This window comes from Kyrpidia sp. (assembly GCF_023512215.1).
Taxonomy (GTDB): domain Bacteria; phylum Bacillota; class Bacilli; order Kyrpidiales; family Kyrpidiaceae; genus Kyrpidia; species Kyrpidia spormannii.
Genome location: NZ_JAILZZ010000013.1, coordinates 15201 through 28573, shown reverse-complemented (window position 1 = coordinate 28573; position 13373 = coordinate 15201). Strand labels below are relative to the sequence as shown.

At 59.0% G+C, this 13373-nt stretch carries 12 protein-coding genes; 1 reads left to right on the top strand and 11 read right to left on the bottom strand.

Annotation, left to right across the window (positions count from 1 at the left end):
• Nucleotides 1–4: 4 nt before the first annotated feature.
• The 8 genes from leuS to K6T64_RS06925 form a co-directional block, all read right to left on the bottom strand.
• Nucleotides 5–2494 (bottom strand): leucine--tRNA ligase, encoded by a 2490-nt coding sequence (leuS, locus tag K6T64_RS06960; RefSeq protein WP_170085833.1) that lies wholly within the window; start codon nt 2492–2494, stop codon nt 5–7.
• Between the two features lie 254 nt (nt 2495–2748).
• Nucleotides 2749–3099 (bottom strand): ribosome silencing factor, encoded by a 351-nt coding sequence (gene rsfS / locus K6T64_RS06955; RefSeq protein WP_013075226.1) that lies wholly within the window; start codon nt 3097–3099, stop codon nt 2749–2751.
• Between the two features lie 38 nt (nt 3100–3137).
• Nucleotides 3138–3713 (bottom strand): bis(5'-nucleosyl)-tetraphosphatase (symmetrical) YqeK, encoded by a 576-nt coding sequence (gene yqeK / locus K6T64_RS06950; protein WP_100668015.1) that lies wholly within the window; start codon nt 3711–3713, stop codon nt 3138–3140.
• Nucleotides 3710–4321, bottom strand: coding sequence for a nicotinate-nucleotide adenylyltransferase (gene nadD, locus K6T64_RS06945; RefSeq protein WP_100668016.1), 612 nt, complete (start codon nt 4319–4321; stop codon nt 3710–3712). The genes yqeK and nadD overlap by 4 nt, the downstream gene beginning before the upstream one ends.
• Complete coding sequence (locus tag K6T64_RS06940; protein ID WP_100668017.1) at nt 4318–5190, bottom strand: shikimate dehydrogenase; 873 nt, start codon at nt 5188–5190, stop codon at nt 4318–4320. The genes nadD and K6T64_RS06940 overlap by 4 nt, the downstream gene beginning before the upstream one ends.
• A gap of 68 nt (nt 5191–5258) precedes the next feature.
• A complete protein-coding gene (locus tag K6T64_RS06935; protein ID WP_100668018.1) occupies nt 5259–5480 on the bottom strand; it encodes a hypothetical protein in 222 nt (73 codons plus the stop codon).
• 62 nt (nt 5481–5542) lie between these two features.
• On the bottom strand, nt 5543–6634 hold the full coding sequence (yqeH, locus tag K6T64_RS06930) for a ribosome biogenesis GTPase YqeH (RefSeq protein WP_288009232.1): 1092 nt from the start codon (nt 6632–6634) through the stop codon (nt 5543–5545).
• Complete coding sequence (locus K6T64_RS06925) at nt 6631–7158, bottom strand: YqeG family HAD IIIA-type phosphatase (RefSeq protein ID WP_232059687.1); 528 nt, start codon at nt 7156–7158, stop codon at nt 6631–6633. The genes yqeH and K6T64_RS06925 overlap by 4 nt, the downstream gene beginning before the upstream one ends.
• Before the next feature lie 452 nt (nt 7159–7610).
• Here K6T64_RS06925 and K6T64_RS06920 point away from each other — a divergent pair, with 452 nt between their 5' ends.
• Nucleotides 7611–9407 (top strand): peptidoglycan D,D-transpeptidase FtsI family protein, encoded by a 1797-nt coding sequence (locus K6T64_RS06920; RefSeq protein WP_288009231.1) that lies wholly within the window; start codon nt 7611–7613, stop codon nt 9405–9407.
• Between the two features lie 7 nt (nt 9408–9414).
• On the opposite strand, the gene K6T64_RS06915 is transcribed toward K6T64_RS06920, so the two are convergent.
• Genes K6T64_RS06915 through K6T64_RS06905 form a run of 3 tightly spaced genes read right to left on the bottom strand, consistent with a single transcriptional unit; the run spans nt 9415 to nt 13361 of the window.
• On the bottom strand, nt 9415–10710 hold the full coding sequence (locus K6T64_RS06915; RefSeq protein ID WP_288009230.1) for an aminotransferase class III-fold pyridoxal phosphate-dependent enzyme: 1296 nt from the start codon (nt 10708–10710) through the stop codon (nt 9415–9417).
• A complete protein-coding gene (locus K6T64_RS06910) occupies nt 10692–12362 on the bottom strand; it encodes a M20/M25/M40 family metallo-hydrolase (RefSeq protein WP_157935469.1) in 1671 nt (556 codons plus the stop codon). Before K6T64_RS06910 ends, K6T64_RS06915 begins: the two co-directional genes overlap by 19 nt.
• Before the next feature lie 36 nt (nt 12363–12398).
• Nucleotides 12399–13361 carry a D-2-hydroxyacid dehydrogenase gene (locus K6T64_RS06905; RefSeq protein WP_288009228.1) on the bottom strand — a complete coding sequence of 321 codons (963 nt, stop codon included), beginning with the start codon at nt 13359–13361 and terminating at the stop codon, nt 12399–12401.
• Nucleotides 13362–13373 lie beyond the last annotated feature (12 nt).

Sequence of the window (13373 nt, the reverse complement as noted above, 5' to 3'; positions counted from 1 at the left end):
CGGTTTACCCTTTCACCACAATATTGACCAATTTCTTGGGGACAACGATCACCTTGACCACTCGTTTTCCACCTGTCCATTCCTGGATTTTTTCCGCACCCAAAGCTGTCTGGCGGACTTCTTCCTCCCCCGCCGAAGCTGAGACGACGATATGATCTCTGACCTTACCGTTGACCTGCACCGCATACTCCACTTCATCGGTCACCAGTTCCGCAGGATCATAGGTCGGCCACGGCTGTTGGTGCACACTTCCCGTTCCTCCAATCTGGCTCCACAACTCTTCGCAGATATGGGGTGCGGCTGGGGCGAGCAGGAGCAACACGGTCCGGATGGCCGCCGCCTTGGTGAAGGGATCCGCCTCCGCCGGGTAGGCGTAGATGGCGTTTACCAACTCCATGATGGCGCTGATCCCGGTGTTAAACGTGTACCGTTCCGCGAAGTCTTCGGTCACCTTTTTGATCGTGGCGTGGGTCTTGCGGCGCAATTCCCTGGCAGCGGGCGCCATCTGGTCTCCGGCCGGAGCATGAAACACCTCTCGATTCTGGTTTACGAGTCGCCAGACCCGATGGAGAAACCGGTGGCTACCTTCCACGCCTTGGTCACTCCACTCCAGGTCCCGGTCGGGCGGGGCGGCGAACAGGATAAACAACCGGGCCGTGTCGGCGCCATACCGGTTGATGATGTCATCCGGAGACACCACATTGCCCTTGGATTTGGACATCTTCGCCCCTTCCTTGATCACCATCCCCTGAGTTAAAAGATGGCGGAATGGCTCGGAAAAATCGACCCACCCGGCGTCTTGAAGGACTTTGGTGAAAAATCGCGAGTAAAGGAGGTGCAACACCGCGTGCTCAATGCCGCCGATATAATCGTCCACCGGCAACCATTTGCGAACCGCTTCGGGATCGAAGGGGCGAGCGGTTTCCTTTGGGCTGGTGTAGCGAAAATAGTACCATGATGAACACATAAAGGTGTCCATGGTGTCCGTTTCTCTCCGGCCGGGTCCTCCGCACTTCGGGCAAGTGGTTTGGACGAAATCCTCATTGGTAGCCAAAGGCGATACCGTCCCCGGCTCGAAAGAAACATCTTCCGGCAACCGGACGGGCAACTGATCTTCAGGCACCGGCACAATGCCGCAATGATCACAGTACACGATGGGAATCGGCGCTCCCCAGTAGCGTTGCCGGGAGATGAGCCAGTCGCGGATGCGGTAAGAGGTGGCAAAACGCCCTTTTCCCATCTCCTCCAGGTGGGCGGTGATGGCCTGGATCGCCTCGCGATTGTGCATCCCGTCCCACCGACCGGAGTTTACGAGAACTCCGTCTTCAACATAGGCTTCGGTAGGGGGCGTGGGAAGTTCTTGATCTTGCGGTCGAATCACGACTCGGATCGGAAGGTTGTATTTTTTGGCAAAGGCAAAATCCCGTTCGTCGTGGGCAGGCACACCCATCACAGCGCCGGTCCCGTAATCGAGAAGTACATAATTCGCCACCCAGATCGGCACTCTGTCCCCGGTGAGGGGATGAATCGCATAAGTGCCGGTGAAAACCCCGCGCTTTTCCCCATCCGCAGCGGTGCGTTCCACCTCCGAAGCCTTGCGCATCTCCTCCACGAAGGCCTCCACCCGATTCCTCTCACTCGAGTGTTCGATGAGCGCAGGCACCAAAGGGTGCTCGGGAGCGAGGACCATGTACGTCACCCCGAGCAGCGTGTCCGGCCTGGTGGTGAACACGCGGATCGTCTCCGGCCGTCCTTCCAGCGCGAACTCAACTTCCGCGCCGGTGCTGCGTCCGATCCAGTTGCGCTGCATCACTTTAACCCGTTCCGGCCAGCGGTCGAGCTGATCCAAATCCTCCAGTAACCGATCCGCATAATCGGTAATCCTCAGAAACCACTGCTCCAGCTCTCGCTTTGTGACCTCTGTGCCACAACGCCAGCATCGCCCATTCTCCACCTGTTCGTTGGCCAGCACAGTGACACATTGTGGACACCAGTTCACCGCCGCTTTTTTCTTATAGGCGAGCCCGCGGTGATAGAAAAGCAAGAACATCCACTGGGTGAACTTGTAGTAATCCGGCGCGCAGGTCGTCACTTCCCTCTCCCAGTCGTAGCTGACCCCGAGGCGTTTCTGCTGCTGCCGCATGTGGTCGATATTCTCGTAGGTCCACAGCCGGGGATGGACACCGTGCTGGATTGCCGCATTCTCCGCGGGCATGCCAAAAGCATCCCACCCCATGGGATGAAGAACATTGTACCCTTGCATCCGTTTTACCCGGGCCACCACATCGCCGATGGAGTACACCCGAACATGGCCCATGTGCAACTTGCCCGAGGGGTAAGGAAACATCTCCAGGCAATAGTAATGCGGGCGGTTTGCATCCTCCCGGGTGCGATACAGCCCGGTCTCCTCCCACAGATTCTGCCACTTGGGTTCGATCTCTGCCGGCACATACTGTTGTTCGGTCACGACGTACCCCTCCTTGACGCCACTCATCACAAAAGCCTCTCGCCCCGGCTCGTGCCAGGGACGAGAGGCCCTTGCCGACCGCGGTGAGGCCGTCACCGCGCACACACCCTTGGAGTCGCGTTCCACGGACACCGGAAGGTATCCAAAAGAATCAACCCTCACCCGCCGCTGGTTGCCTGTTTGGGGCGAAATCTACACTGAAATTCCCTGCGATCGACTGCCAATTGTATGCTATATTATACATGGATCGACAAAAGGTGTCAATTTGTTGTCGGGAGATGTCACGAGGACTGGGACAACATTGGGGCATCGCCCCAGAGGCGTTCCAGCTGATAAAACTCCCGTTCCTCCTCTCGGAACACATGCACCACCACATCCCCAAAGTCGAGCAGAACCCACCTGGCTTCATCACGTCCTTCGAGACCTTGGAGCACCGCCCCGTGTTCCTCCATTTTTTCGCGCACATGATCTGCGATGGCCTGCACCTGGGTTCTGGACTGACCGCTGCAAATGACGAAGTAATCAGCGATGATGGAGAGTTCTCCAATATCGAGGATCACCACATTCCCGGCTTTTTTGTCCGCTGCGGCATCCGCCGCCAGGCGCGCTAAACTGGCCATCTGTGCACTCATTCCCACGCCTCCCCTGTTGGATTGCTGGTATTGCCCCACTAGCGGCTCCGCCCACCGCGGACCCGGGACCAGCATTCGTTTCTCGCCAACACCGTCAGTACAGCCACCGGTCTCCCGCGATCAAGAAGATCCCGCAGGCTGGCATCGAACATCTCCGCCAGAGCCCTGTCCAAATCCTGACTGGCCAATTGGCGAAGCCGATCCACTCCGGGATAGGCCCGCCCGGGCTCCACAGCGTCAGCCAAACACACCACCCTTTCCAAAAGCCCCATCCCCGGGCGCCCGGTGGTGTGATAACGGACGGCATCTGCAACTTCGTCATCTTCCACCCCGAATTCCTGCCCGAGCTTAGCGGCGGCGATGGGTCCGTGCAAGACGGCCACGGGTCCAAAGAGCTCCCGATCGACACCCAGTCGCCGGGCTTCCTCTTCCAGACGATCGGCGGGCCATTCCCGTGCCCAATCGTGGATCCAAGCCGCCAGGCGCGCTTTATCCTCGTCTGCCCCGTAGCGCTTGGCCAGTCGTTCGGCTTCCGCCACCACGCCCTCCACGTGAGCGAATCGCGCCGGGCTCAGGGCCCCTTTGACCTTCTCTTTGATCTGCTCTTCCGTCATCGCACCCGCCCCGCCCTTTTATACAACCCTTTTGCCCGGATCAATTCCTGAACAGCTTGGGGCACCAATACACTGACCGTTCTCCCTGCCTCCAGACGAGCACGCAGTTCTGAAGATGAAACCTCCAGCCGGGGCATCTCCACCACCTCGAGAGCAGCTCTGGGAAATTGCTTGCGAACAACGTCCATCCCCTTATGCTCGTTATACCCCGGCCGGACCACCGCAATCAAGTCGGCTAAAGAAACAATCTCTTCGGGGGATTTCCACATCGGGAATCCCAGGAGTTGATCCGCGCCGATAATCCATGCGAATCGCACATCCGGGTGCCGAGTCCTCAGATAACGAAGGGTATCCACGGTATACGATGGGCCTTCCCGGTCGAGTTCCACCCGGCTCACCCCGAGGCCCGGACGGTCAGCCACGGCAACTTCAACCATGTGAAACCGATCTTCGGCCGGCGTATCCGGCGCCTCTTTGTGTGGCGGAATTCGGGTTGGAACAAAGAGTACGCGTTCTAAACCACAGGCATCCAACACGTATTCCGCCGCGACGATATGTCCAATATGAACGGGATCAAAGGTGCCTCCGAAGAGCCCGATCCGTTTCATATATCGGAGCCCCCTTTGACCGCCCCATCGTCCAAACCTTCTTCCACCACCGCCCGCATGTCCGCCACTGGCGCCGCCAGTCCCGTCCAAATCCGGAAGGCCGCGGCACCCTGAAAGACAAACATGCCCACCCCGTCACAGGTGGACCGTCCCAACTCTCGGGCGCGCTTCAGCAACAGGGTCTCCCTTGGGTTGTAGACGATATCGCTGACCACACAGTCCTCCCGGGTCCACCCCGGATCGAAGGGCATTGCGCCCGTGCCCGGGCTCATCCCGACGGGTGTCGTGTTGACACAGAGGTCCGCTTCCCGAAGCCACACCTGCAGTTTGTCCCAGCCCCCGGCCTGCATTCGGCCGGGCCCCAGGCGGCTGAACTCGTCGGCGAGCCTCTCGGCTTGCGCCGGGCGCCGGGCCACCACTCGTACCAGGGCCCCCTCCCGCACCAAAGCGTGGGCAATGCCTCGGGCAGCGCCCCCGGCGCCAACCACGACACAGACCTTCCCTTCCACCGTCAAACCGGTCTCCGCATGCAGGGCTTCCACATAACCCCAACCATCCGTATTATAACCAGTCAACCGCCCCTCCTGAACAAGCACGGTGTTCACGGCTCCAATCTCCGCAGCCTCATCGGACAGCTCGTCCACTAGGCGGCATGCCGCCTCTTTATGGGGGACTGTGATGTTCCATCCCCGGAACCCCAGCGCTCGAAGACCTCGCATCGCGTCGGGGAGATCTTTGGGTTGAACGTCGAAGGCATTATACCGCCACGCCAACCCGAGCCGCTCGAAGGCCCGGTTGTGCATCACGGGCGATAGAGAATGCCCCACCGGATGACCGATCAAGGCCACGCGGCCTTCCACCTGTACCATTCCCCGCCCCCACTTTCCCGTACGGCCGCTCTCTTTCTCCCATCATACCATGAGCATCGGGACAACGGCTATTTTCGAAAATCCATTCTCAGTTTGACATTCGTGCCCTCAAAGGCGATGTGGAGATCGTGGAGATGATAATCCTGCAACTCCGGCTCACTCTCCCGGGCCCGCTGGACCTCCCGGCGCAACCAATCGAGCCAACCGTCAACATCGAAGATGATCGGCTGGGAAGAAACCGAGGGCAACGACAGGACCCGAACCACCCTGCGTCTCCGTAACGTCTCCAAAGGGGCAACCTCCTCACCGGCGATCTTACTCAAGCCATATGCGGAAGTTTTCACCCCTAGACTCAAACCAAGGCCGGGCGCAACTCCGTTTCAACCCCCTCGGGCACAAAGAGGGCCACCCGGGCGCCCCGCCCCCGGGCCGAGACCCATCCCAGGCCGGCCACCGCCAGGTCGACTTTCTCTCCGGGTTCGAGTTTCCACTCGGTGCGCGCCACGGGTGTAACTTCCGCAAGACAGCGCTCACAGGGAGGGACCAGGTCCTTGCCGGCGTGCTTTTCAAAGAAAGGCTGGGCCCGGAGTACATTCGTCCGATGGATGGGAACCCGATTGGAAAGAAAGCAAACAAAAGGTTGTCGATCCCCCTCCAATACGTCCAACCGGGCCAATCCCCCCAGCCAAATACTTTGCCCGGTCTCCAACGAATAGACCCGGGGCCGAATCGGCTGAACAGGCACCACCGCCCGCAGGCACGTCGGACACAACCGATCCACCACTCGGTAGCCCGCCGTAATGCCGGGGGTGTCCACCCATTTTCGCCCTTCCCCGCGGTCGATGGTCACCGCATTCAAAGTCGTGCCCGGCACCCGGGACGTGGTGAGGGGGCGATCCGACGAGATTTCGGCGGCTCCCATCAACGCGTTGAGCAAGCTCGATTTTCCCGTGTTGGCGGCGCCCATAAAATACACCGCTCCGTCGACCCGGTTCAGATCGGCGAGCAACCCGGAAATCCCGATTCCCTTGTGAGCACTGGCCAAATACACGCGCTCCACCCGGAAGCCCTCACGCCCGAGCTGCCGTTCAAACCACCGCCGAACCCGATCGTAATTCGTTTCCCGGGGCAAAAGGTCGATTTTGTGGACCACCAGCCATTGTCGATCCCTGGCCACGTCGTTCAGGTCCGGGATTCGCGTGCCCGTCCAATCAAGAATATCCACCACCTGAACCACCAGGGCCCGCTCCTGTTTTGCCCGGGCCAAGACTCCCCGCAGGCGCTCGGGAGGCACCGCAGCAGGGGCGATTTCCTGATAATGGATGATGCGATAGCAGCGGCGGCACAACACCCCGGGTTCATCCATACGATGCGCCGGGACGTAGCCGGCTTTTCCCGGGTCTTCGCTTTGAAGTTCCTCCCCGCAACCACTGCAGACCTTCATCCTTGATGCTCCCCCTCAGAGATCCGATGCAGGGACGGGGCAATAAAGCGCAACACCCGGCGTTCGACGAGCCGCATCACCCGGGTCCCCACCCATTCCTTATCGGAAATCGGCACCACGAGAATCGTGTACATCCCCATCCGGTTTCCTCCTGCAATGTCCGTAAATAACTGGTCCCCGATCATCGCCGTTTGCCGGGGGTGGGTGCCCGTGATCTCCAAAGCCTTCATAAACGCCCGCATGCGCGGTTTCCCGGCTTCGTAAAGGGCCGGGATATTCAACTGTTCCGCAAAAGGCCGCACCCGGACCTCCTTGTTGTTGGATACGATACAGACCTTCAACCCCCGATCCCGCAAATCGTCCAGCCAATGGACCAACTTGTCCGGTGCTTGGGGCTCGTTCCAGGCCACCAGGGTATTGTCTAAATCCGTGACCACTCCGAGCAAGCCTTTGCGGACCAGGGCCTCGGCATTCACGGCGTAAATCGACGGCACGTACACATCTGGTACAAAAAGGCGCAGCACAGCTTCCACTCCCCGCCGCGAATCGCAGTCGTTCCATCGCATCCTGTCAACCTGGAATGGTACCACATTCCAACCCGCGATCCAAGCGGAAAAACGCCGTCCTTCTGCCGCGCCGTTAACTCTTCGATTTTGACGGATTTTTCTAAAGTCAGTTTCCGTGCCGTATCCTCGTTCATCCGGGTCACCGGCTGGCCAGTCTGCCGATTCCAACTCCCGTCCCACGTCCGCCCGGTACGGAGGACGCATGCGATTGGCCGGGCCAAGATGTTTGTTCCCGCAAAAGTGTCCGCAGGCGTGCCACGGGGTTGGCTCCAGGTTCCCGCCACCTTTGAAGTAGGGTGCCAAAAAGTTGCAGACTCACAGGCGGCCGCTAAGGTTTCCCAGTGAAAAACCGGGCGATACTGGAAAGGTCGAAGGATACACAGGTGGTGAAGGAGCGGGGAGGGATGGCCGTGAAACGCTGGGGGCACAGCCGTCGCTTGTTCATTTGGACCGGAGCGTGGACCAGCTTCGTGGCACTGCTCGCCGGGCGACTGTTTTTTATTCAGGTGGCCGATGCCCGCAACTACGAAGGCCACGACCTCCTGGCCCTGTCGGTGGGACAGCGCCAGGAGCAGTTTGTGGTGGACTCCGGCCGGGGCAACATCTTAGATCGAAACGGCCAATCCCTCACCGGCCACACCTTCCTCGGTCTGGTGGTCTTGCCTCCTTGGCACCCAGACCTTCAGGATCCGAACCTGGGGCGGCTGGCCGCCATCTTGGGACGCCCGGTCAACCAGATCCAATCCGCCCTGGCCTCGATGAAACAACCGGGTCTGCTCAGCCTGCCCGGCCCAGGGGGAACTTCCACGTCCATCGAATTGACCGACGCCCAGGCGGCCGCCGTTCAATCTCTGGGAATAGACGGGATCCTGCCCCGCCAAGTCACGGTGAGATACAACAATCAATCTCTGGCCCGCCACGTCGTGGGGTTTATCGGGGAAGACCCGAATCTGGTCACCCAGGTTTACGACGGGCGCTACCCCCTGAACGAACCAGTGGGCAAAATGGGTCTGGAGAGCGTGTTCCAGGAGGATCTTCGCGGGAACGGCCCCGCTCGAACCCTTCATTTTTATGTGGATGGGGAAGGCCGGCCCTTGCCGGGGCTGGGGATCCGAGAAGCGACCCGGACGGATACCGGGCTGAACGTCCAGACGACCCTGGACATGAGGTTGCAAAAGATCGTGGAGTCGGCCATGGACAAAGTGGCGCTGCCCCGAGGCGCCGCGGTGGTGATGGACGTGCATACCGGCGACATCCTGGCCATGGCCTCCCGGCCGAATTTTGACCAGAATCACATTCCGTCCGGGGCCGCCAACTACCCGAAAAACCTCGCGGTGGAGGCCGATTTTCCCGGATCCGTATTTAAAATCGTCGATGCCACCGCCGCCTTGGACAAAGGGCAGCTCACCGCCAACACTCCTTTCGACTGCACGGGCTCGATCCAAATCGGGGACGGGATACTCAAGTGTTGGAAGGTGCACGGGCATGAGACCGCGGAGCAAGCTTTCGCCCAGTCCTGCAACGTGGCCTTTGCGCAAATTTCTATGAAGCTGGGGCGTCAGAACATTGAGGATTACGCCAAGGCCTTCGGTTTGGGCCAGAGGCAGGGACAAGTGGTGGATGGCCGGGATGTGTTCGATGAGGAAGACCCGGGCTCAATCTTTGTCGGGCCGGGCAATGCGCTGCGCTTGTTGGCAAACACCGGGATCGGGCAGGAAAATGTTCGCATCAGTCCCCTCCAGGCGGCGGTGATGGCCGCCACCATCGCCGGGGATGGCAAGCGGCCGGTCCCACGGCTGGTGATGGGACTCACCACCGCCCAGGGAGATCCGTATCGGACATTTCCCACCCAGTCTCCGGTTCAGGCCATCAACCCGGCGGTGGCCAAAGAAGTTGGTCAGTGGATGCGGGAGGTCATCGCCTCCCCCCAGGGCACCGGGGACCTTCTCGCCCAGGCGGCCTGGCCGGTGGCGGGGAAGACCGGCACGGCCCAGACCGGCCAAACCCGCCGGGTCAATCAGTGGTTTGTGGGGTATTTTCCCTACGATCACCCCCGTTACGCCATCTCCGTGGACGCCCTTGACATCTCCGACAGCTCGGGACTGCGCTACCCCGAGCCCATCGTTCTCGACATCGTCAACGCCCTGGCTCACCTAGGCACAACCCCGCAGACGAGCGGCGCCCCCCAATCCGGCGTGGGGAGGTGAGAAACGTTCAGTTCACCGACCGCACCGCAGCCGCGACCGAATCGCGAAACACTTGAACCGCTTGATCAATGTCCTTCTTGTCCACAATGAGAGGCGGCATGAAGCGAACCACCGTTTTACCCGGTCCGCAAGATAAGAGGATCAGACCCCCCTGTTCGCACCGTGCCAGAATTTCTTTCACCATGTCCGAAAGCTCAGCCCCGGACCCGGGATCCCGGAATTCCACAGCTACCATCAGCCCGACACCCCGGACGTCGTAAACCTCTTGAAATTCCGCCAAGGATTCCCTCAGTTGTGCAACCAGATAATTCCCCATCGCCCGGGCATTGTCGATTAATCCGCCCTCCAGCAGATCCAAGGTCGCCAACCCCGCCGCACAGCTCACGGGATTTCCCCCAAAGGTCCCGCCGTGCGCCCCGGCCGGCCAACGGTCCATCAAATCTTGCCGAGCGATTACGGCACTGAGGGGAAAGCCCGAGGCGATTGCTTTTCCAAGAGTGAGAATGTCGGGCTTCACCCCAAAGGTTTGATAAGCAAACAGATGTCCCGTACGCCCGAATCCGGTCTGAACTTCATCAAAAATTAACAGAATGCCGTGTTCATTACAGATGCCTCTCAGTTTCTCCAGAAAGCTTCGGGGAGGGATGACATATCCGCCCTCCCCCTGAACCGGCTCGACAATGATTGCCGCCACCCGGTCCGGGCTGACCTGCAATTCAAAGAGATCGTTGATACTCTCAAGACTTGCGCGCACGGCTTCCTCCGGATCTTCTCCCGGCGCGGGTTTTGGATACCGGGCAAAATACACGCGCCGAAGAGCCGTTTCATACATGCGGCGGTAGGCGGCGTTCGAACCGGTCAAGGCGAGGCTGCCAAGGGTTCGCCCGTGAAAGGAATGAGCAAAAGCGATCACTTCCGGGCGCCCCGTGACGTACTGGGCCAGTTTGACAGCCCCTTCATTCGCCTCGGCCCCACTGTTGCTGAAATAAACCTTGGTGTACCCGCCCGTAACCTCGACCAGTCTCTCCGCCAGCTGGACATACGGTTCGTAGTAAAACACATTGTGGCCCACGTGAATCATCCGGCGCATCTGTTCCGCAGCCCGCTGAACCACCGCTGGATGGTTGTGACCCGTATTGGTCACCGCCACCCCGCTGGCAAAATCCAAGTAAGCCTTCCCGTTCTCGTCATAAACCCAGCATCCTTCAGCCCTCACGATACCCAGTTTCGTCGCCCGGGAAGCCACCGGCGGAAACACTCTGAGGGCCCGTTCGTACAGGGTCGTCAATTTTCTTCCTCCCATTGTCGATTCTCCCACAGCATCTCTACCACTCGCTGGATCAACTTCGGCAAAACACCAAAACTGTACGGAATGTACAATCGCTCAGTCCATTTGTGGGCATCAAAACCATAAACACCGAGGTTTATAGCCGGAATCGATAACTTTCTGATTTCATCAAGGGGCACAGAATACGTGGTTCCCCAGCCGGGAAAATTCGCTGTAAACATGTGAACGGCCCGGGGCTCATCGACCATATTTAAATAACTGCTATCGGACAGGTAAGGAAAGAAAGGGCGGATCTTTAAGACCTCGCCGTATCTCGCCGCCACGGCCCCAGCCGCCGCCTCCACAGCTTTCAGCACCCTTCGGTGATCCGGTCGTTCTTCCTGAAGGCGATTCCGCGGACAAAAGGGAGAACTATAGTAAAGCAGGATGAGTGGGGAGGTTTGCCCCGCAGCCGCCAAGCACCGCTCCACCAGATCCCGGGTAGCTTCCCTCTGGTCTACTTCAACGGAGTACCGGGTGTTTCGGAGAACATCATCAACCCGAGCCCGAACCCCATCTTCGAGGCCCTCCAGCCACTCCGAAAAGGTCAGAACAGGCATATCCTCCCTTTCATAACGCGGCATCTGCCCCTTGACTTCGGCGAATTCCGTATACTGGTCCATATAGCCATTTCTCAGGGCCAATGCCCGGTCCCGAGCCGCCTCGACTTTCCGCTTCACTTGTGCCAGCACTGCCTCAGGAGTCGAATTCAATACGAACCAGTTAAAATACAGCCAGGCTCCCCCGGCCGTCTGCACATTGTAAGCCGGTTTTAGATCCCGCGCATAAAGAGCGACGGGTGGCTGACCGGTCTCAAGTCCCACCCGGTCGCAAAGCTCCGGGTTGTAGTTCAACTCCCGCAGACACTCCGCCATCACGAAAACGGGATCGAGGCCACCAAAGGCCTCTCCAACATGGGTTTCTCGCCCACGTATCAAAACGTTGAGCAGCAGCTTGCCCGTTGCTCCGGTGTACAGGTAACGCGCCGAATCGCCTTCGTAGCCCGCCGTGACATAATCCGCGTTGACCGCACACATGAGTTGAAGATTCTCTTGTTCCCTAAGCCGCAACAGTTCCGAGAGAGCCGCCATGATCCCACTATGTTGATTCTCTTCCACAGGGTTAGCCATGAACAGAATACTTCCCGGGGGCTCTTCCGGACGGTTAGACCAAAACTCAACTAATTTCATGTGTACAGCTACGCCACCCTTCATATCAAGGGCGCCCCGTCCAAACAACCAGTTCCCTGACGCAGCCTGCTCCTTGACCCGATCATCAGCACCCGAAAACCTTTCGATCTCCTTCTTTAGCGCATCGGATTGGAAAGCCAGTTCTTGGAGCGGACCGTAATCCTCGATGCCTACCGTGTCCAAATGGCCATGCAGAAGCACCGTGGCCGGCGTCTGTCCTTTCACCCATGCAAATACATTTTTCCGCCCCAAGGGATCCCCCGGAATCTCCTGTGTCCATACGCGATGAGGGAAACGGCGGAAGTAGGGTAACTTTTTTAACCAAGTCACCACAAATTCCGCCACATCCACTTCGCCTGGGGTGCCGTTCACAGACGGAATGGCCACCAATTGCTTGGTGAGCTCCACGAAACCTTCCACGTCATTGACTGCTTTCACTGCTCGCACCTCTCTCAATGGACCCGGCTGCGCCACTCATTGGACGGCAATTTCGTGAACCAGGTGTAATCCTCTCCTATAGCGGTCCAGGTTCTCCAAAAAACAACTAACAGCCCTACTCAGATATTCACGGGTTTTCGCCGCCATGTGCGGGGTAAGAACCACTCCAGGAGTATTCCACAGCGGGTGGAGGGCGGGTAGTGGTTCTTGTTCGAACACATCCAGGGCGACTCCCTTCAAGCCCCCTCGGCGCACCACCGAAAGCAGACCTTCGGTATCGACGCTCGACCCCCGTCCAACGTTGATGAAAACGGCGTCCCGCTGAAGCTTTTCCAGACGCTCTCTGTTCCAAAAGTGTCGAGTTTCCAGTCCCCCGGGCAGTGTGGAAACCACCACGTCCGCCTCGCTCAGAACCCAGTCCAAATTCTGAATGCCCACCACCTGTTCAAAACAAGGTGAAGGCCGAGCCGAGCGGTTAATCCCGATGGTCTTCATCCCAAAAGCTGAGGCCCGCCTCGCAATTTCTTTACCGATGGCCCCAGTTCCGACCACGGCTAACACTTTCCCTGCTAACTCTGTGCCTGTAATGCTCCGGTCCCAGCGCCGGATCACCTGTAGTCTTTGAAAATGTGCCATATCACGTAAAAAATACAATGTCATAAACAGCACATATTCGGCCACCGCCCCCGCGTGGACACCATGGGTCGTCGTCATCCGGATCCCTCGCCGGCGGAGCTCATCCACAGGAACCCGATCATATCCCGATTGGAGCAACTGGATCCACCGAAGCTGAGGCATGCAGCGCAGGATCCCAGTTGACACATCGTCTCCGTAGGTGGCCCAGATTTCCACGTCTTGTAGAGGGACGGCATCACCGTCCCCTTCCCCCGTTTGTATCACCCGAAAAGGGCGGGCTTTCTCAGCGATGCGCCCGAGCAACGCCGCATCAATTTCTAAAGTAGAAATCCATAACACGGATTCTTCATGCCCCACATCCATCACCGGATCCCC